This is a genomic window from Desulforamulus aeronauticus DSM 10349, assembly GCF_900142375.1.
GTDB lineage: Bacteria > Bacillota > Desulfotomaculia > Desulfotomaculales > Desulfotomaculaceae > Desulfotomaculum > Desulfotomaculum aeronauticum.
The window spans coordinates 29,214-49,854 of the sequence record NZ_FRAR01000028.1 but is presented as its reverse complement, the minus strand read 5'-3'; the positions used below and the strand labels follow the sequence as shown (position 1 = coordinate 49,854).

16 protein-coding genes and 2 tRNA genes are annotated in these 20,641 nt (G+C 41.7%); 10 read left to right on the top strand and 8 right to left on the bottom strand.

Translation table 11 applies throughout. The features are described 5' to 3' along the window. Positions 1-102: 102 nt before the first annotated feature. Both BUA78_RS17040 and BUA78_RS20330 read left to right on the top strand, forming a co-directional pair. Complete coding sequence (locus tag BUA78_RS17040) at positions 103-1,179, top strand: branched-chain amino acid aminotransferase (RefSeq protein WP_072916971.1); 1,077 nt, start codon at positions 103-105, stop codon at positions 1,177-1,179. A 185-nt stretch (positions 1,180-1,364) separates the two neighbouring features. Continuing rightward, positions 1,365-1,532, top strand: coding sequence for a hypothetical protein (locus BUA78_RS20330; RefSeq protein ID WP_175549063.1), 168 nt, complete (start codon positions 1,365-1,367; stop codon positions 1,530-1,532). 429 nt (positions 1,533-1,961) lie between these two features. On the opposite strand, the gene BUA78_RS17035 is transcribed toward BUA78_RS20330, so the two are convergent. Beyond that, positions 1,962-2,249 carry a putative quinol monooxygenase gene (locus tag BUA78_RS17035; RefSeq protein WP_072916967.1) on the bottom strand — a complete coding sequence of 96 codons (288 nt, stop codon included), beginning with the start codon at positions 2,247-2,249 and terminating at the stop codon, positions 1,962-1,964. Positions 2,250-2,430: 181 nt separating this feature from the next. Here BUA78_RS17035 and BUA78_RS17030 point away from each other — a divergent pair, with 181 nt between their 5' ends. The 5 genes from BUA78_RS17030 to BUA78_RS17010 all read left to right on the top strand — a co-directional run bounded on the left by BUA78_RS17030 (position 2,431) and on the right by BUA78_RS17010 (position 10,340). Then, positions 2,431-4,359, top strand: a complete 1,929-nt coding sequence (locus BUA78_RS17030; RefSeq protein WP_072916966.1) for an ABC-F family ATP-binding cassette domain-containing protein — start codon at positions 2,431-2,433, stop codon at positions 4,357-4,359. A gap of 264 nt (positions 4,360-4,623) precedes the next feature. After that, positions 4,624-5,958 (top strand): TrkH family potassium uptake protein, encoded by a 1,335-nt coding sequence (locus BUA78_RS17025; protein WP_072916963.1) that lies wholly within the window; start codon positions 4,624-4,626, stop codon positions 5,956-5,958. Between the two features lie 12 nt (positions 5,959-5,970). After that, positions 5,971-6,624, top strand: a complete 654-nt coding sequence (locus tag BUA78_RS17020; RefSeq protein WP_072916961.1) for a potassium channel family protein — start codon at positions 5,971-5,973, stop codon at positions 6,622-6,624. 320 nt (positions 6,625-6,944) lie between these two features. Next, complete coding sequence (locus BUA78_RS17015) at positions 6,945-9,638, top strand: sensor histidine kinase (protein ID WP_072916958.1); 2,694 nt, start codon at positions 6,945-6,947, stop codon at positions 9,636-9,638. An 18-nt stretch (positions 9,639-9,656) separates the two neighbouring features. After that, positions 9,657-10,340: a response regulator gene (locus BUA78_RS17010; RefSeq protein ID WP_072916956.1), complete on the top strand. Its 684-nt coding sequence runs from the start codon at positions 9,657-9,659 to the stop codon at positions 10,338-10,340. 224 nt (positions 10,341-10,564) lie between these two features. Here BUA78_RS17010 and BUA78_RS17005 read toward each other — a convergent pair whose 3' ends face one another. From BUA78_RS17005 to BUA78_RS16985, 5 genes are all read right to left on the bottom strand, one after another. Continuing rightward, a complete protein-coding gene (locus BUA78_RS17005; protein WP_072916953.1) occupies positions 10,565-11,263 on the bottom strand; it encodes a hypothetical protein in 699 nt (232 codons plus the stop codon). Between the two features lie 47 nt (positions 11,264-11,310). Continuing rightward, a tRNA-Lys gene (locus BUA78_RS17000) sits at positions 11,311-11,386 on the bottom strand. Between the two features lie 171 nt (positions 11,387-11,557). After that, positions 11,558-11,812 carry an IS3 family transposase gene (locus BUA78_RS21120; RefSeq protein ID WP_420795524.1) on the bottom strand — a complete coding sequence of 85 codons (255 nt, stop codon included), beginning with the start codon at positions 11,810-11,812 and terminating at the stop codon, positions 11,558-11,560. Positions 11,813-12,006: 194 nt separating this feature from the next. Beyond that, on the bottom strand, positions 12,007-14,361 hold the full coding sequence (locus BUA78_RS16990) for an EAL domain-containing protein (protein WP_072916952.1): 2,355 nt from the start codon (positions 14,359-14,361) through the stop codon (positions 12,007-12,009). Between the two features lie 549 nt (positions 14,362-14,910). After that, positions 14,911-14,987, bottom strand: a tRNA-Pro gene (locus tag BUA78_RS16985). A gap of 280 nt (positions 14,988-15,267) precedes the next feature. Here BUA78_RS16985 and BUA78_RS16980 point away from each other — a divergent pair. Continuing rightward, entirely contained in the window at positions 15,268-16,431 is a 1,164-nt protein-coding gene (locus BUA78_RS16980) for an alkaline phosphatase family protein (RefSeq protein WP_139257436.1), read from the top strand. 160 nt (positions 16,432-16,591) lie between these two features. Here the strand turns inward: BUA78_RS16980 and BUA78_RS16975 are convergent, their stop codons facing one another. Both BUA78_RS16975 and BUA78_RS16970 read right to left on the bottom strand, forming a co-directional pair. Then, positions 16,592-17,245: a response regulator gene (locus BUA78_RS16975; RefSeq protein WP_072916949.1), complete on the bottom strand. Its 654-nt coding sequence runs from the start codon at positions 17,243-17,245 to the stop codon at positions 16,592-16,594. A 3-nt stretch (positions 17,246-17,248) separates the two neighbouring features. Beyond that, the gene (locus tag BUA78_RS16970; protein ID WP_072916948.1) at positions 17,249-18,406 is read right to left on the bottom strand and encodes a sensor histidine kinase; all 1,158 of its coding nucleotides are present in this window, start codon (positions 18,404-18,406) and stop codon (positions 17,249-17,251) included. 438 nt (positions 18,407-18,844) lie between these two features. On the opposite strand from BUA78_RS16970, the gene BUA78_RS16965 reads away from it, so the two are divergent. Both BUA78_RS16965 and pstC read left to right on the top strand, forming a co-directional pair. Beyond that, positions 18,845-19,699 carry a phosphate ABC transporter substrate-binding protein gene (locus tag BUA78_RS16965; protein WP_072916945.1) on the top strand — a complete coding sequence of 285 codons (855 nt, stop codon included), beginning with the start codon at positions 18,845-18,847 and terminating at the stop codon, positions 19,697-19,699. 89 nt (positions 19,700-19,788) lie between these two features. Then, positions 19,789-20,640 carry a phosphate ABC transporter permease subunit PstC gene (gene pstC / locus BUA78_RS16960; RefSeq protein WP_072916943.1) on the top strand — a complete coding sequence of 284 codons (852 nt, stop codon included), beginning with the start codon at positions 19,789-19,791 and terminating at the stop codon, positions 20,638-20,640. Position 20,641: the final 1 nt, after the last annotated feature.

Below are 20,641 nucleotides of genomic sequence, written 5' to 3'. Positions count from 1 at the left end.
GTGTGAAAATAATAATTTGGCAATGGTGAAAGGATAATTACACTTGATCAGCGAATAAAATAAAATTAAGAACAAGGGCTAGAACAACAGGGAGTGAGTAATGTGAAGATAACGGAAGAAAAACTTCAAGAACAGGAACTAAAGGCCAAATTTCAAGATGCCTCTCAACTTGGTTTTGGTCGAATTTTTACGGACCGTATGTTTACCATGCGGTATGCCAATAATGAGTGGACTGAAGCAAAGATTGAAAAATATAAAAACTTTACTTTAGATCCTTCTGCCTGTGTGTTCCACTATTCTCAGGAAATATTCGAAGGCATGAAGGCCTATGCTGCAGAGGATGGCAGAATTTTGTTATTTCGCCCCGAACAGAACGTAAGAAGAATGAATAATTCTGCAGCACGCTTAGTAATGCCTACCATTCCGGAGGAAGATATGCTGCAGGCTATTGAGGAGTTAGTGCTGGCCGAGAAAAATTGGATTCCCAGAGCTGCGGGAACCTCCATGTATATCCGTCCAACCATGATTGCCACCGAAGCTTTTCTAGGAGTGCATCCTTCCGCAGAGTATACTTTTTTTGTTATTCTGAGTCCTGTAGGAGCCTACTATAAAGGTGGTTTTCAACCTGTAAAGCTTTATGTTGAAGATACCTTTGTCCGGGCTGCTGTTGGCGGAGTAGGGGATATTAAAACCGGCGGTAACTACGCAGCCAGCCTTATGGCAGGCTACCGTGCTCAGCAAAAGGGCTTCTCCCAGGTGTTATGGTTGGATGCCAAGGAGCGTAAATATGTAGAAGAAGTGGGAGCCATGAATATGTTCTTTGTCTATGGCAATAAGCTGGTAACTCCTGCTCTTTCAGGCTCAATTCTTCCTGGCATCACCCGTGCTTCTGTCCTTGAGTTAGCCAAACATCTTGGTTTGACAGCGGAAGAGCGGACCATTAGTATTGATGAAGTGATTGAAGATATTGCCACTGGCGCAATTACCGAAGCCTTTGGCTCCGGTACAGCAGCGGTTATTTCCCCTGTAGGTTCCCTAACCTTTAAAGAAAAGGAATATGTCATTAATAATAATCAGGTTGGTCCGAATACCCAGCATTTGTATGATACCCTGGTGAATATCCAATACGGTAGACAAGAAGATCCCTTCGGCTGGGTGAAGGAAATCGGTAGACTGTAATGACGAAAGAGGGAAGGTTAAGGCCTTCTCTTTTTTTGTGCAATTAAAGAAAAATAGTACAATATGAAATTAAATTCACGATGCGAATATTTAGAATATTTTGCAGAATGGTATGTTACAGAAGGAAATTAAATAGTAATGTAGAAGATAATAAGTATAATCGAAATCTCCGGGGGGTATTGTGTATGAAGGCTCTGCTAGAGCAAATATCGAAGGATAAAGAAAAATTTATTGCCTTTCTGCAATATTTAATTGATACCGGTAGATTAACAGAAGAAGAAGTAATAAACATTGTCAGACAGTGTAATTGTAATGACAAAGGTGAGAATGGTAATAGTAAAAATACTCAGTAGAAAAACACTTGGCATTAAACTAAATTGAAACAATTTTTATTTTTTTCAATTTTATTAACCTTTTTCAATTAGTTAGCAGGAGAAAGATTGTGAAATGTAGAATTTGTCTTTAAAGTGACAAAGATCGGAGGTCATTATTATTTTCAAGCTACATGAACTGCTAATTGATAATGAAGATATGCTGATGTGTTTTTTAAATTACCTTCAATTAAATAAAAAAATAACAGACGAGGAAGTTAAGGCTTTTCTACAATTATATGAAGAACAAAAGAATGTAACCAAAGAAGAAAAAAGAAAATATAAAAGTCTCAAGGACCTACAGTTTATAAAATAAAGCACCGCTTTTGGTGTTTTATTTTATTTTTTCTGATCATTGGCTAAATAAACAGTAAAAACAGCTATCTTGCTTTTGTGATAGCTGTTTTTTTACTACCGGATTAAACGATAGATATTAATCTCGCTTTCATTTTCTCGTAATAGACCAAGTTTAGGCACAATCGTTGTAAAATGTATTGACTGCAAATGAAGATTTAAAGATTCTTCATCAGACCATTCTTCTATAAAAGTTAAGATGCAAGGATTATTAATATCTTGGTATAATTCATAAGAAACATTTCCTTTTTCCTTCCGTGTTTCTTCAATTAATTCGGTGACCAAGGAGTTATATTTTTCAAGACAATCCTTTTTGATTACGCTCTTTGCCACTACTTTTATCATTTTTATCACCCTACAATAGTTTTTCCTTATTATACAAAGATTGACTTATCTGAACAAGTTTGTCGAGAAACTCTATCTAAAAGAAAAGGGCAACCCGAAGTAGGTAAGTGGACAGTCTAGAAGTCATGTGCTACATTTTAGTAAGATTCAAAATAACGACTATAAATAAAGGAAAATGATGATGAACCTATTAACAGTAGAAAATCTCACGAAAAGTTACGGTGTAAAAAAGCTTTTTGAACATATTTCCTGTGGCATTGGCGAAGGAGAAAAGATTGGTTTAGTGGGTGTAAATGGTACTGGCAAATCCACTTTTTTAAAAGTATTAGCTGGTGTGGCACAGGCGGATGGTGGGAAGATTACCACGGTCAACACCCTGCGAATTGAGTACTTACCCCAGAACCCTTACTTTGATCAGCAGGCCACTGTTCTTCAACAGGTGTTTAAGGGAAATTCACCGGCGACGCAGTTGTTACGTAATTATGAAGAAACCGCAGCGCTTTTAGCAAAGGACCCGAACCAGCAGGATTTGCAAAAAAAGCTGCTGCAATTAGGCCAACAGATGGATGCCCTAGACAACTGGCAGCTGGAAAGTGAAGCCAAAACCATTCTGACCAAACTTGGTATTCATGATTTTAATATCCCTGTGGCGAAACTTTCTGGAGGTCAGCGTAAGAGGGTTGCCCTGGCCAGTGCTTTAATTAATCCGGCGGATCTTTTAATCCTGGATGAGCCTACGAACCATATTGATAATGAAACGGTGACTTGGTTGGAACAATATTTAAATAAACGCAAGGGAGCGCTGTTGATGGTTACCCACGACCGTTATTTTTTAGATCGGGTGGTTAACCAGATTATGGAGTTAGACCGTGCTCAGCTCTATCGCTATGAGGGGAACTATAGTAAGTTTCTAGAATTAAAATTAGCTCGGGAAGAGCAGCAGCAAGCCTCGGAAGCCAAAAGGCAAAATATTTTACGAAATGAACTGGTTTGGATTCAACGAGGTGCCAAGGCCCGTACTACTAAACAGAAGGCCAGAATTGACCGATTTGAAAAGCTGCAGGCAGCCAAGGTGGAAACTGCCAATGATAAGCTGGATATTGCTGTAGGAGCCAGCCGCTTGGGCAGTAAAGTCATTGTACTAGAGCATATCAGTAAAAGCTTTGCAGCTAGAACAGTCATCCAGGATTTTAGTTATATTTTTGCTAAGGGTGAGCGAGTTGGCATTATTGGACCCAATGGTAGCGGCAAATCAACTCTGCTAAACATCATTACTGGCAACCTAAGCCCGGATAGAGGCAAGGTAGAGCTCGGCCAAACGGTTAAAGTAGGGTACTTTTCCCAAGAAAATACCGAAATGCCGGAAGATCTCCGGGTGATTGATTATATTAAAGAGGTAGCAGAATATTTACCCACCTCCGATGGTGAATACATTAGTGCCTCCCAGATGCTAACGCGCTTCTTGTTTCCGGCGGATGTGCAATGGACGACCATTACTAAACTTTCTGGTGGGGAAAAGAGAAGGTTGTATTTGCTTAGGGTTTTAATGGCAGCACCGAATGTCTTACTTTTTGATGAGCCGACCAATGATTTGGATATTCAGACCTTAACCATTTTAGAAGACTACTTGGATGATTTTCCCGGTACTTTAATTGTGGTTTCCCATGACCGCTATTTCCTGGATCGAACCGTTGAAAAATTGTTTACCTTTGGCCAGGATGGCCAGATCGTAGAATTTATGGGCAGTTATACCGAATACTATGAAGCTCTAAATCAGACCACAGAGGTAGGAAAGGATACCGTTAAACAGAGCCAAGAAAAAAAGAACGATTATCAGGAAAAGAAAAAAGACCGTCCCTTAAAATTTACCTACAAAGAACAGCGAGAATATGAGCAAATTGATGAATTTATTGCCGAGGCAGAGGAAGAGTTAAATGAAGTCAATAAAAAAATCAATCAGGCTGGTAGCGATTACGGATTGCTGCAAGAACTGCTAGGGGTTCAAAAAAATCTGGAGCAACGCCTGGAAGAATTAATGGAGCGTTGGACGTATCTAAATGAGTTAGCCGAGGAAATAAAGAAAAATAGCAACGCAAAAGCACCGAGATGATTTAGAGTAGTAACCCGCAACTTTTAAGTAGTTGCGGGTTTTTTATCTTTGGGCATCACTGATGAATGAAATATCCTGTATGCTTTTCCTACGGCTTATTAATCTTTATATTTTCTTTATGTCTTTCGAGATTTTCTTTATCCAAAACTAATGGTAAAACGTAATAAAATAACCTTAGCCTCAGTTCGTCTGAAACCATTGCTAACGACCGCATTGCGTTAGCTTTTTATATGTAAGTACTAAAGACATGGAGAAGGTGACTTTTTGCAAAGACTAAGTGGCTTTTTAAATCACCCTGCCAGAGTTCTGGTGCTGGGTTTTCTATGTGTCATATTAGTAGGAGCGTTCTTATTAGCTTTGCCAATTTCCTCAGCAAGTAAAGAGTATACAAATTTTCTCTCGGCCTTATTTACATCCACCTCTGCTGTCTGTGTAACAGGGCTGGTGGTGATGGATACGGGCACACATTGGAGTACCTTCGGTCATGTCGTCATCATGGCCCTAATTCAGATAGGGGGATTGGGGTTTATGACTATGGCTGTCCTGTTTGCTCTGTTAATGGGACGGCGAATTTCTTTTAGGGAGCGTCTATTAATTCAACAGTCTCTAAATGTGATAGACCTTAGCGGTTTAGTAAGGCTGGCAAAACAGGTGATTTTAATAACCTTAACGATTCAGTTACTTGTTGCCTTGCTGCTTATGATGCGTTGGATTCCAGAGTTTGGTCCAATAAAAGGCATTTGGTTTGGTATTTTTCATGCTGTATCGGGATTTAATAATGCCGGATTTGATTTAATGGGTAACTTCAAAGGATTAACCTCCTATGTAGGAGATCCCATCGTCAACATAGCCATTACTATGGACATTATCTTAGGGGGTATCGGTTTTACTGTAATTGTTGATATATTACGTTTTCGTCAAACTAAAAAACTTACCGTGCATACCCGCTTTGCTTTACTCATTACGGCGGGCCTATTGATCTTAGGCACAGTGGTTATTTTTTTCTTGGAATTAAACAATACCCTTGCACCATTGGATTTCGGAACCAGGCTTTGGGCTAGTTGGTTCCAGGCGGTGACACCGCGTACAGCGGGTTTTAATACAATCGATATCGCTGTACTCAGACCGGCCACATTATTTTTTATGGTACTTTTAATGTTTATTGGTGCATCTCCTGGCTCTACTGGTGGAGGAATCAAAACAACCACCTTTGGTATGCTTGTACTAGCCGTAATCTCCCTGGCTAAGGGTAAAGAGGATGCAGAGCTTTTTCGCCGCAGGCTACCCACAGATCTGATTTATAAGGGCCTAAGTATAGTTTTATTGGCTATGCTTTGGGTGGTTTTTGCTACATTAGCCTTAAGTATCACGGAAAAAGCAGACTTCCTGGTAATCCTGTTTGAGGTTGTTTCGGCCTTTGGCACAGTGGGTTTAACTGCCGGTCTAACGACAAAATTGACGTCTTTTGGACAAATCATAATCATTATAACCATGTTCATCGGGCGTTTAGGACCATTAACCCTGGCCTTTGCTCTGGCCTCACGTCTGAAGCGAAAGGACCATATTCGTTATCCCGAGGAGCGTATCATTATTGGCTAGGAGGAGTAAAAAATGAAACAGTTTGCCGTCATAGGTCTAGGGAGATTCGGCTCCAGTGTTGCAATGACTCTCGCCAAAATGGGCTATCAGGTCTTTGCTGCTGATATGGATGAGGAACGTGTCAACGATATTGTAGAGTATGTTACCCATGCAGTGACACTGGATGCTTTGGATGAGCACGCCTTAAAGAGCATAGGGATTAGAAATTTTGATGTAGTCGTTGTAGCTATTGGTAAGGAAGTTCAATCCAGCATACTGGTAACTGTTATGCTTAAGGAGTTAGGTGTTCAGAAGGTAGTGGCCAAGGCTCAGAACGAGTTGCATGGAAAGGTGCTGGAGCGGGTAGGTGCCGATAAAGTGATCTACCCAGAGCGAGATATTGGAATTAAGGTAGCCCATGCTTTGGTCTCTAAAAATGTCATGGAGCAGATCTCCCTTTCTCCAGAGTATAGCTTAGTAGAAATGGTTGCTCCACCAAAACTGGTTAATAAAACGCTGGAGAAATCGGGAGCTAGGCATAAATACGGTATGAGTATTCTGGCTATACGCAGGGGTGAGGAAATGATAATTTCCCCCAGTGCCAGCCAGGAGATTTTAGAAGGAGATATTTTGGTAGTCATTGGCCGAACAGAGAGATTACAAGATTTTGACACAGTAGAGATTTAGCAGAGTAAACCTTTTTTAAGCCGTTACTTTACTCCCGGCATTGTTCATTGCTACCTATCCCAAACTGGGTATGCTAAATAGTATGGATTAGCTACTGTATTAAATTAATTAATACTCTCCTAGTGGGTACTGGGAAAGGGAAGTATGAAAAAATGGCGAAAACAATAAGCCGATCTTTGTTTCTTTTGGGTATTATCTAGCTGTCCAGGTACTATTCCCCAGACAGGCCAATGGTACCATCGTTTAACGGGATGGCAAACCGGTTAATGTGCAAGGTTAAATAGGAAACTGGTTTTTCTTTAAGATAGGAGATAATTCTGATGTTGAAGGAAAGACGGGTAAACCCCGACGTGCTGGCTAGCATGGAAAAAGAAGGACAAGGAAAACTGACGGTTTTCCTTGGTGCAGCAGCCGGTGTGGGGAAGACCTTTGCCATGTTGGAGGCCGCCCAAGAAAGGATGGCTGAAGGCGTAGAGGTGGTCATCGGCTGGGTGGAAACTCACGGTAGGATTGAGACGGAGGCCCTCTTAAAGGGTCTTCCCGTCGTTCCTCCCAAATGCATGGAATACCGGGATCGAGAGTTTGGGGAGATGGACCTGGATGGCATACTGGCCCGTAAACCAGAGATAGCTCTAGTGGATGAACTGGCCCACACTAACATTCCCGGTTCCCGTCATGCTCACCGCTATCAGGATGTTCAGGAACTGTTAGCCGCGGGAATTCATGTTTATACTACGCTTAACATTCAACATCTGGAAACGCTGAATGATGTGGTGGCTCAAATTACAGGAGTCACGGTTCGGGAAACCGTTCCAGATCGTATTCTGGAACAAGGTGCACAAATTCAACTGGTTGATATCCGACCGGAGGAATTAATTCAACGACTAAAGGATGGTAAGATTTATGTACCCGGGCAGGCCCAGGAAGCCCTGCGCAGGTTTTTTCGGCCCGGAAATATCAATGCCTTGAGGGAATTGGCCCTACGCTATACAGCCAGAAGGGTGGATCGCCAGGTGGAATCTTACATGAGATTACACGGCATTACCGGGCCCTGGCCTACTGGTGAGCGGGTCTTGGTGTGTATTAGTGCCAGCCCATTTTCCGCCCCGTTAATTAGGATCGCCAAGCGGATGGCAGAGGGGCTGCAGGCTGAGTGGCTGGCTGTTTACGTAGACACTCCCAGGCGATTCCCGGTACGTGAGGAAGAGAGAGATCAACTGGCTAAAAACCTACATCTGGCAGAGGAACTAGGCGCAGAAACAATAAATGTTTCCGGCAATGATGTTGCTGAAGAATTACTGGAGCTAGCCCGCAAGAGGAACGTTTCCCAAATCATTATTGGTAAGCCTTTATACTCTCGCTTATGGGAGCTTATGCACGGCTCAGTGGTAGATAAAGTGATTCGCAAGAGCGAAGGGATCAGTGTGCACGTTATTCCCGGAAACCCTAAACTCTTGCAGGGCCAACAAAAAGTACCACAACCAACGCAACAGCCTATCAAAGAGTTAAAGTCCCTGTATCCTTATTTAGCTTCTCTAGTTATGATGGTGGGATTAACCCTTGTTGCTGCTCCTTTAAAAAACACCTTTGGTCTAGTTAACCTAGCTATGCTATTTTTACTTCCGGTATTGCTTAGTGCCGTCAAATGGGGCACCAGGCCCTCAATAGCCACGGCTATTATGGGGGTTATTGGTTTTGACTTCTTTGTAGTACCGCCCACCATCAGTTTTACGGTGACTGATATACGTTATGTGATAACTTTTCTCATTTTTGTGATGATAGCTTTGTTTACCAGCCGCCTATCTACCCGTTTAAGACAGCAGATAGTAAACTCCCGTAGGCGGGAGGCCCGGATTTCCGCCCTATATTCTCTCAGCAAGGACATAGCAGCGGTAGCAGAACCAGAACTTGTCCTGGAAAGTATTGTGAAAAAAGTGGCTGAAACTATCGAATGTCAGGTTGTATTGCTGCTGCCGGAAAAAGACACGAAGTTAGTGCTAAAGGCGAGTTCTGAGAATGAAGGAGAAAGTTATATTAATGAGCATGAGTATGCAGTGGCCACCTGGGTTTTTACCAGGGGTCAGAAGGCTGGTAAGGGTACAGACACATTAGGGGCTGCGGAGGGGCTTTATTTACCGCTACGTGCAGATAAGGAAATTTGCGGCGTGCTGGGTATTTGCTCAAAGGATGCCAATACTTTTTTTGAACCAGAACAGTTGCGTCTACTGGAAGCCTTTGTAAGTTTAGCTTCAGTGACTGTTACCAGAGTCAAGCTGGCTGAGCAAGCCAGGGAGGCTCAAACATTGGCGGAGTCAGAACGTTTAAGGAACGCTCTTTTTAATTCACTGTCACACGATCTAAGAACTCCCCTGGCTTCCATTATTGGGGCAGCTTCCGGCTTGCTGGAAAATGACGAAGTCTTTTCCGAGGAGGCTCGCAGGGATTTGCTGCAAAGTATTCAGCAGGGTGCACTTCGCATGAACCGCTTTGTGCACAACCTTTTGGATATGGCCAAGTTGGAAGGCGGCCTTGTGCGTCCCAATAAAGAGTGGTGTGATATGCAGGATATTATTGGTGTTGCCATAAGCCGTTTAGAGGAATCTCTGGGAACGCGGTTGGTTGACATCAAGGTACAGAACGACCTGCCTTTAGTCAAGGTAGATTTTATATTAATTGAGCAAGTACTTGTTAATTTAATGGATAACGCGTTAAAATATTCTGAACCCGGTACAGAGATTGCTGTTGAGGCATTGCCGAAGGGGCAGGAAATCGAAGTAACGGTAGCTGACCGAGGCCCGGAAATACCTGAAGAAGACATAGAACGCATTTTTGATAAATTTTATCGTTTACAATCTCCCCGCCTGGTCAGTGGCACTGGTCTTGGTTTGGCCATTTGTAAAGGCTTTGTAGAAGCACATGGGGGCAAAATATGGGCAGCCAATCAGCCGGGTAGGGGAGTGGAGATGAAGTTTACCTTACCCCTGGAGGATCAACCGCCAGTAACCAATGAGTAGTTCACAAAGGAGATAATTATGGAAAGTAAAGGAGCACGCATCCTGGTTATTGACGATGAAAGCCAAATGCAGAAACTTTTGCGGGTGGCTTTAACTAGTCACGGGTATGAAGTGGGAGCAGCTGCCACAGGTCAGCAAGGACTTAGTGAAGTGACTATTTTTCGGCCAGATTTAATTATTCTAGATCTGGGTTTACCTGATATGGATGGACTTGAGGTAATGACTCGCTTACGGGAATGGACCAAGACGCCGGTAATTATACTATCTGCCAAGGAGCAGGAGAATGATAAAATTTTGGCCCTAGATGCAGGAGCGGACGACTATTTAACCAAGCCCTTTGGCATGGGTGAACTGCTGGCACGCATTCGGGCAGCCATGAGGCATTCCGCCGGGGGCGCTGATGAACCGATATTAAAGTTTGATGATTTGGTCATAGATTTGGCCCACCGAAGAGTCGTGGCAAAGGACGAAGAGGTCAAGCTTACCCCGACGGAATATGATTTAATCAAAAACTTAGCCATTCATGCTGGCAAAGTACTAACTCATAAGCAGCTATTAAAGACGTGCTGGGGTCCCACTTATGAGAATGACACACACTACCTGCGGGTTTTTATAGGGCAGCTGCGTAGAAAGATCGAGGCAGACCCTTCTCGACCACGACATATTATAACTGAGCCAGGAGTGGGTTACCGTTTATTATAAAAACTCCCGAACTATTTTTATTCTTAACCGGATCTGTCTTCTAAGTAAGTCAGCAATTCATAAACTATAACCCGGATAAGGGACTTTTTTGGAGTCTCCATATCCGGGTTATAGTTTTGCAAACAATGTTAGGGTTTAGGAGAAAATCCCGGTAGTTGAGACAAGTAGGCTGTTTGTTGTTATAAGCAGTCTCACTATTTATTAAGTAGCCAAGAACTTTATTTTTAAGAAAGCTTACTTTTGATGATTTCCTTTTCTTGTAAAATTGCTTGGTAATCATGGGGGGGAAATAAACCTTCAATAATAAATGGCACATTTAAATCCTTCACCTTATCAAATAAATGGTATTGTTTGCTAGTACCTAGTGGGACTCTGTAAAACCCGTCTATATAACCGTTTACTTGCACTTCTGCTATTCTATCACTAAGTTCATCCAACATTTTTTCCAGATAGTTTTCATTGCGAGTTGCACGATTGATATCAAGTACACATTGGTAATCGTAGGATTTTGTAATATCTCGTAGTTTGATCCACGAATCTTCTTTTTCAGAGTTTTCAAGATAGATGTTTAATCCACTACTATTGAGTAAAGAGAAATCGGAAATACAGTCTATTCTAAAAACAAAAGCATCAATTTTCAACATTTGATCAAGCAACTTAAGATAATCAATAACTGTTTGGGTTTGTTTGTTTTTTCCGTACCTCACCCGACACCAAGGAACATTTATTGTGACGTGACAAAAAGCATCCAATTGATTAAAAAGACTAGTAAGTAAGGTAAATTCCTTCAGCATTTTTACTGTGCTTAAGCCAATTTCAACTCTAGAAAAATCAAGGTCACGGCTGATAGAAAGTTTCGTAGTAGGTGTAACATCCCAAAGGCAAAAAGAAGCTGTTGATATACCAATCCTAGCTTTTTCCACTTAATCCCTCCTTGAAAAAAACCACTCATTTTGTTGAGTGGATTTTTTGGTGGGCTATCAGGGACTCGAACCCAGAACCTACCGATTAAGGGTCGGTTGCTCTACCAATTGAGCTAATAACCCGAAATATTGGAGCTATACAATAATGAAATTATAGCATAGCATTGCCGACATATTTATAAAACATCCTTATATCTGGTTCGTTGCGAGGTAAGTTGAATTCAACCGTATTTAAGAGAAATAACGAGAAAAAATGATATAAACACTAATGTCTTAATAATTAAAACACCTGTATTATAAATTTTTTTCATAAAATGTATAACTATGAACTGAGCTAAACTGGTAAGGTATTGTCTGTATTCCAAAGGCGTTATTACACGTTAATCTCTTCTGGTATCGATGGGTATTGTAATAATGTATGTATTCCTTAACGGCTACTTGCAGCTCTTCATAGGTATTGAATTTATTGAGATAATACATTTCTGATTTCATCATTATCGAAAATGATTCCATAGGGCCATTATCAATACATCTGGATAACCTTGACATGCTTTGTATCATTCCCCTTGATGTTTTCACTTTACGTGGCATGAAAAAAGCTCCCTTGTAATAGACAGTTTTATTATTTCAACTGTCTACCACAAGGGAGCATATCAAACCACCCTAGTTTCCTGCAAGGAGGTAGTACGTTATATGCTATATTACTCCATGTCCATTGGTAGCGTACTTAACCATTCTGGTTCTTATTGTTGATTTTTTAAATTCATCTCAAACATATCGCCATAATTCTTTTGTATGATCCCTGCCACATTTTCGGCCGGTCCTGGTCTGCTAAGCAAATAGCCCTGGACATTGTCACAGTTGCACCGGACCAGATAATCTAATTGTGCCTCTGTTTCAACTCCCTCCGCAACCACCTCTATTTGGAGCCTGTGCACCAGGGATATGATCGAACTGACTATGTTTTCCCCCATACCTCGGACATTGATATCCTGGATAAAGCTTTTATCGATTTTTAACGTGTTCAGCGGCAGTCTTCTGAGGTAATTCAGCGAAGAATAGCCAGTACCGAAATCATCCATTGAAATTTTAATACCCATATCCCGCAATCCCTTCAGCATAGGAACCGCCTGCTCGAAGGAGTTGATCAATAGGCTTTCCGTAATCTCCAGCTCCAGATGTGCGGGTAAAAAACCGGTTTCTTGCAGAATGTCCTTGACCATATGGACAAAATTAGCCTGTTTCAACTGCACTGTGGAAATATTGACCGAGATGATAAGGTCTTCGCAGCCGCTCCCGTTCCATTCAACTCCCTGCCTGCATGCCTCCCTTAATACCCATTCCCCCAGGGGCACGATTAGCCCCGTATCTTCCGCAATAGGAATGAATTCCAAGGGGGATACGTTTCCAAGCTCAGGGTCCCTCCACCGGAGCAATGCCTCAAATGCCCGGACTTTTCCCGTATCTATAGAGATTTGCGGCTGGTAGTGAAGTTCAAAGCCGGAGGTATTCAACGCTTTTCGAAGACTCTTTTCGATTGTTATCTTGCGGAGGATGCCCTGTCTCATTTCTTCCTGAAAGAACTGAACATTATTCTTCCCGAGATTCTTTGCGCAATACATGGCCGTATCTGCATTTTTCAGCAGTTCTTCCGCAGTTGACCCGTCTTCGGGATATAAGGATATCCCAATGCTTGCACTTATATTAAAGAGATAGCCGTCAAATTCAAATGGTTCCGCCAGCCTTTCCCTTATTTCTTCGCAGAATTCATAGATCTTGTGGTTACTGCCTATATACTGGATTAGAACGGCAAATTCATCTCCTCCTAACCGAGCGAGAGTTGCGCGTTTTCGAATATGCTGCGATAGCCGCTCAGAAATAACTTTTAGCAATTTATCCCCTATATTGTGCCCCAATGTATCATTTACATCTTTAAAATTATCCATATCCATAAAGATGACCGCCATCCGACGGCCGGCCCTCTCGGGCATGCCAAGCGCAATAGTGAGGCGGTCCATGAAAAAGGTACGGTTCGGAAGGTTCGTCAATACATCGTGATATGCCATATGTTCCAGTATTTCCTGCTGTTTCTTGTTCTCCTCCGCACTTAGAGAAAGGCGCAGGTAGTTCTCCTGCAATTCCTCCTCAGATGCCGATAACTCTTCATACAACGTGGATAATTCTTCATTTCTTTCCCGAAGCTCATTCTCATACAATACTCTTACTGTAATATCCTGTATTGCGCCTAGAACTCTGAGCGGCTCACCCTGCCCGTTCACTTCCAGTTCTGCCACAGAGTGCATGTATTGCGCCTTGCCGTCATTCAGGATTATTTTAAATTGAACATTATACGGAGTATTTTTTGTAATCAGAGCTTTCAACGCCTCGTCCATTTTTTTCCGATATTCGTCACATACCATGCGTTGAATAACGGGTAACGGCAGATAAGGTGATTTTCTTTCCAACCCATATAGGCGGAAAGCTTCTTCGGAGCCCCACATGGTGCCTTTCACCAGATCCAGCTCCCAGTTTCCCACCTTCGCAAGCTGTTGAGCCTTATTCAGGCGTCTTTCATTTTCTGCCACCCGCCTATTTGATTTTACCAGTTCATCATTCTGCTGGCGTAGTTCTTCCTCCGAAGCTGTCAGTTCCTCATAAAGGGCAGTTTGTTCTTCATATAGCGTGCTCAGTTTTTCATTTTTGTCTATAAGCTGCTCTTCACTCTTTTTAATCGAGGTAATATCATTGAAAATGGTTACAAAATACCCCTTCATCGGCGAATAAACGTGGATACTGTACCAGCGGTCGAAAGCCACAGAATATTGTTCCATGGAGTCTTTTCCCCCATCAATCGCCACTTTCCCGTAAAAAGCAACCCAATCAATAGGATCCTTGCGAATATTGGGGACGATTTCACAGATTGTCCGTCCGATGATGTTTTCCCGCTTCAGACCCGTATACTTTTCAAAGGCTGTATTCACATCTATATAACGGTAATCGGTCGGTTTTCCATTCTCATCCGTGATGATGCGGTGGAGGGCAAAGCCGTTTATCATATTCTCGATAATGGATTGGCTGAATTGATTGTCCAATTGCATATTCCCAAATCCTCCATAGAATTGAATTTATATCCGCTCATTCATTACCCTGATTTTAAGAAAGTAATCTGAAAAAAGCAAGAATAATCTGTAAAAACTAACAGTTACGACAAAATTCGATAAAGAAGAAGAGATTTATCGTACCAACTTCCATAATTACATAGGTTCTATATAATAAGAATCGTCCACATGCTACGCTGGCTTTATGGCACGGAAAGCCCTAGTCGGAGGGGGAACAGAGGATTGGAAACGAGCCAGCATGGTTTTCATCTGCCCGCTCATGTGGTACGGCGGGGCGCATTACCTGCTGTGCCGGGGAAAGGAGAAAGCCACAGCTGAACTGGGGCTTAGGTTCCTTGCGTACAACTTGAGAAGAGCGATCAAGATGGTAGGAAGCGGAAGCTGGTAGCGGCTATACAGGGGTGATATCCCTGTTTTTTATTGTTTTTGAAAGGCCGCTTGCTTTTACCGGTTTTGCGCCAGTTTTTCTTACGCAAAACGCCAAGAACCCTTGAAAACATTAGTTTTCAAGGGTTCTCAGACAAAAAATGGTCGGGGTGACACGATTCGAACGTGCGACCCCCTGCTCCCAAGGCAGGTGCGCTACCAAGCTGCGCTACACCCCGATTCGTCTTGTTGACAAAAGCTATTGTAACAAATTAATCGGCTATTGGCAATAGCTATTTAGTCGTTATTTGAACAAAAAAAGTCCAGCTATTTGCTGGACGGGGAGAGATAAAACTCACCAAAGCGGAGTATTAGTATTTTTGACTAACCTAAGCAATCCTATACCGTGATTTGGAAGAAACCAACAATGTCATGAAAAAGAGGAAAATTATGGTCATAAAATGGACAAAGCCTTTATATACATGATAATAAAATGCCACCCAAAGGGGGGTTATGCTAATGTCAATGTATTTACGTAAGAAGCTATTTTGTTGTTTGATAATTATTCTAATAAGTTTAACGACTACGTCTCTAGCTGTAGCGGCACCGGATGCTATGCAGCAACCGAAAGAAGAGGTGCCAAAGGTTACCAGCAAAATATTTCTTATCGTAATTGATGGTCTACAAGCAGAAACATTGCAGAAGACTTCTGCTCCCAATATTAATGGAATTGCCAATACGGGTATTCGCTGCAATCAGGTGAATTCTGTATTTCCGGATACGGCACAGGCAACAGTTACCTCGGTTTTAACAGGAATGCAACCCCAAAGGCATAAGTTCCTGCAAAAGGGAGACAAGTTTGAGGGAAAAACAATACAAACGTTAATGGAAGAAAAGCAAATTAAGACAGCATTCTTTGGTGCTGAGGGAGAATTAAAGAAAATACAGTCTAAGGACGGATATAGTTGCAGCGGTCCCTTTAATGGTAAAGATGAACTGGTCATTACCAACTTACTGAATGAATGGAACCAGGGACCGTCTTACTTTAATGTTATCGTGATGCCACAACTACGGGAAGATCTAAAAAAACACGGTGTAAAGAGCAATGAATATAAGATGGCAGTTACAAATACGGACTCTCAGGTAGGTCGTTTATTAAAAAAACTTCATGATGAAAACATTTTTGACAACAGCATGATTATTATTACCGGAACTTTAGGTGCGCCACCGCTGATCATTAAAGGTCTGCCTTTTGAAGAAAATAACCAAATGCCGCCGATTGGTATTTGTGATATTGCACCGACCATTGGGTATTTAAATGGTGTTAAGTTAGGTGAAGTGGATGGTTTGGTGCTATGGAACTCTTTTAAAGAAATCGGTGGACAATCTAAGGAATATTTACTACTTGAAAGGGTTAAGGATTTAAGCGAGGCTAATGCTCACTTACTGCATGAAATGACCCGTCTCCAGGAAGAAAAATTAGAAGTGAAGCAACAGCAGGAAATGGTGGCCCGTGAGAAGGAAGATATTCAAAGACAGATTGAGATAAGGGATAAGAAAATAGACGGTTTTAAAAACAGGATTACTATCTACCATCTAATTGCCTTTGTGGCATTAGGGTTTTTTGGATTAGGTTATTTTATTATGTATCGGCTGTTGCGAAAAAGATTTCTTATGTTTTAGCAAAAAGCAAACGAAATAACAAAGAGCAGGTAGCCTTAAACCTAGTAGGTTGGGAAGGCACCTGCTTTTTTTGTTACTCCAGGTGTAACAAATTTACCTAAGATCACATGAAACCTGTTTGATAAACCTATTAAGTGCCCCTGTGTTTTTACTCAGAGTGTTAGATATCTACCAATTTTTCCCTAATTGCATACAAAGCAGCTTGGGTTCGGTCGGCAACCCCAATTTTTTGGAAAATATTAGTAAGGTGATTTTTAACCGTTTTTTCACTTATGTAGAGTGCTTTGGCGATATCTTTATTGCTTTGGCCTGTGGCGACTTGCTTTAAAACATCAATTTCCCGCTCCGTCAGCATCTGATGTTTTTTATCTTGATCACCGGATGTAAGACGGCTAAACTCGGCTAAAACTCGGGCAGTGAGGGCTGGGGGGATAAAGGATTCACCACGGGCTACGCCAAGAATGGTTTTTATGAGTTGATGGGGATGCACATCCTTTAATACGTAACCAGAAATACCGTACTTGATAAGTTCAAATAAATATTCGTCCTGATCATGAATGGTTAAGGCAATGATGCCAAGTCCAGGTTTTAGTTCCTTAATTTTACGACAGGCTTCAATACCGTTCATAACTGGCATATTGATATCCAGTAATACGATATCAACGGCATTCTGACTGCAAAATTCCACAGCCAGTGCGCCATTGGCAACCTCTCCTAGCACATGAATTTGTGGTTCAAAGGATAATATTTTCCGTAAACCCTCTCGTATAAGGGGATGATCGTCTACAATGAGCAGATTAATTGTCTCAGACATTTATTACACCTCCCAGATGTTATATTCTCCGATTGGTAACCAGAAAGAGATTTCGGTTCCTTTACCGGGAGATGAATGTATGTTAACCCCACCATTTAAAAGCTGTATACGCTCCCGCATACCCATTAAGCCATAGCCGCCACCGTCACCTCCAGGTGTTAGTTTGTCCATGGCAAAACCACAACCATCATCTTTTATATATACGTTGATTCTTTTCGGTATAAGCTCCATTTTAATAAAAACATATTGTGCTTTGGCATGTTTTTTTATATTTGTTAACGCTTCTTGAATAATTCTAAAAGCAGCCACCTCTAAAGATGTTTCAAAGCGAGTTTCTTTTCCCCAAAAGGCGAATTCTACGACGGTATCATTTTGCGTTTTATAATCATCTAAATAACGTTTAATGGCTGGTACCAGACCCAAATCATCCAGCACCATGGGCCTTAGATCAAAAATAATTTTACGCACATCCTGCAGACTGTGGCGGACCAACTGTTGCAGTGACATTAATTCATCACTGACCATACTGGGGTTTAATTCTAAAAGCTTAAGACAAAATTCAGCGCGCATAACAATATTGGCCATGGATTGGGCAGGGCCATCATGGATTTCCCGGGCTACACGCTTACGTTCTTCCTCTTGGGCTCGGATAATGGAGATACCTAATTGCTGCATATCATGCAGATTACCCAGCTTTTCACTTAAGTTCGATAAATCATTGCTCAGGAATTGCATAGCGACACCCACCTGGGAGACCAGCTTTTCTGCTTTGCTTGCGGTATCGTGCATTCGCTTTAAAATTATCTGAGCATGATCCCGTTTGAAGCGAAGTGTTTTCTCCTTTTCCCGCAGCATTACTAATTTTAATTGAGCTGCCTGAGCATTTTCATAGGCAGTTTTTATGTCTGCCTCAGAGAAACGATGAAAATCTCTACTAACCTCCATCAGCCTCAAGCGGGCTTTGCGTTCTTCAATTTCCAGATGAGTTACCTGACTAATAATGGTAGTGATTTCTGTCTTCAACTGCCTAATTTCATCTTCCAGTCTTTCGTGCTCTGAACGCGCGGATTCCGCAATCTGGTAGATTTGTTGTTTACTTTTTTCAATTGCGGAAAGGGTTTCTTTAATAATTTTGTCCAATGCCTTAATGTCAAGTTCCATAGATTAACCTGCCATTTCAAATTTTCTTGTATTTCGGGTATTCGTTGGTATCACTAAATTTCCTTCCAGATGTAGACTGAGATTTTTTGACAAGTTAGCAAGTGTAAGAGTTTCCCGCTTTGCCAAGGGGCAAACTAAATCTCCACTGGTATCGCGAAAGCCAAGTTTTTCTAAGTACTGTAATTTTAATTATAGGAAAAACTACTCAAAAACAACAGGGACAAAAGGGCAAAACATTTTCTTTTCCGGTAACAATTTGTTTTTTCAAATGAAGCGATGGAAAGCGTTTTCTCTTAATAAAATCTTAACATCTGTTTAACTGAACTTTTACTGGAAACAACCTGTTTATTAACAAATTCTTTATACAATGGCTAAGGAGGTTAGACAGAAACTGATTTTAAATGTGCTTTAAAAGTAAAAAATACTAGGGGGAATATCATGTTTAAGAACAGTAAAAAGGTAATGTTGGTTTTTGCTCTTATTTTAACAGCAGTGATTGTCTTCTCTGGTTGTGGAAAGAAAGAAGAAACTCCTAAGGATGCTAACAGTGAAAATGCAGGTTTGTCCGGTTCTGTTACGATTGCTGGGTCCACTTCTGTACAACCTTTATCTGAAGAATTAGCAAAAGCATTTATGGCTAAGAACACTGGCGTAACTGTTAATGTCCAAGGCGGCGGTTCCTCTGCCGGTGTAAAGGCTGCCAACGAAGGAGCTGCTCAAATTGGTGCTTCTTCCCGGGAGATCAACGAATCTGAAAAGGGAATAGGTCTAACTGAACACAAAATTGCTCTTGATGGTATTGCCATTGTAGTAAACCCGAAGAACGAAGTGGCAGAATTAACATTGGATCAAGCTAAGAAAATTTTCTCTGGTGAGATTAAGAATTGGAAAGAAGTAGGCGGTGAAGATGCTGCCATTAACGTAGTAACCCGTGAAGAGGGTTCCGGTACCCGTGGTGCCTTTGAAGAAATTGTTTTAAAGGACGCTAAAATGTTTAATAAAGCAATCACCCAGCCCTCTACCGGGTCTGTAAAAACGACAGTAGCCGGGGATAAAAATGGCGTTGGTTACATCTCCCTAGGTTCCTTGGACAATGCTGTAAAAGGTGTCAAAATAGATGGTGTAGAGCCTACTACCGATAACGTAAAGAATAACTCCTTTAAAATTTCTCGTCCCTTCCTGTACCTAACAAAAGGTGACATGAACGAAGCTACTAAGGCTTATATTGACTTTGTCATGGGTGAAGAAGGTCAAAAAATCGTTGTTGAATCTCATTTTATCTCTACTAAGTAAGGAACCCTGGGTGCTAGATAAGACAAAATGAGCGGGTAAGGGGGTTGCATATCAACCCTCTATCCCTGTTTTATGAGAGGTAGAGACACATGAAGAAATTACATGAAAACATAATTGAAAAATTATTGCTAGTAAGTGCAGTTGCTGCGATTTTTGTGGTGGCACTAATCACCTATTTCATCTTTGCCGATGGTCTGCCTGTAATACAGAAATACGGCCTTGCTCATTTTATTACCGGCATAGACTGGCATCCCCTGGAAGGTCATTTTGGACTTTTACCGATGATTGTTGGTTCTTTTCTGGTAACCCTAGGTGCCCTCCTAATTGGAGTACCCCTGAGCGTTGGCTGTGCCATTTTTTTAGCTGAAATAGCACCCAAACAGGTGACCGGCTTGGTCAAACCGGCTATTGAGTTATTGGCGGGGATTCCTTCGGTGGTCTATGGCTTTTATGGTTTGGTTATTTTAGTTCCTTTTATTCGAGAAGTATTTGGCGGCAGGGGTTTTAGTATCTTAAGCGGTTCTATTGTTTTAGCTATCATGATCCTGCCGACCATTGTCAATATATCTGAAGATGCCATTCGGGCGGTGCCTAAGGATTACAAAGAAGGTTCCCTGGCCCTGGGTGCTACCCACTGGCAAACCATTAAAAAAGTAATTGTACCCAGTGCTCGTTCCGGCATCCTAACAGCCATTGTGCTGGGGATGGGCCGAGCCATTGGTGAAACCATGGCCGTCATTATGGTGGTTGGTAACGTGTCCGTCTTACCGGAGAGTATTCTAGACCCGGTTCGCACCCTCACGGGTAATATCGCCATAGAAATGAGTTACGCGGCTGGAGAACACTCTCAAGCATTATTTGCCACGGGTATTGTACTATTTGTAATCATTATGATCTTAAATTTGCTGGTGACTTTAGTGCCTAAAAGGGTAGGTGAATAGC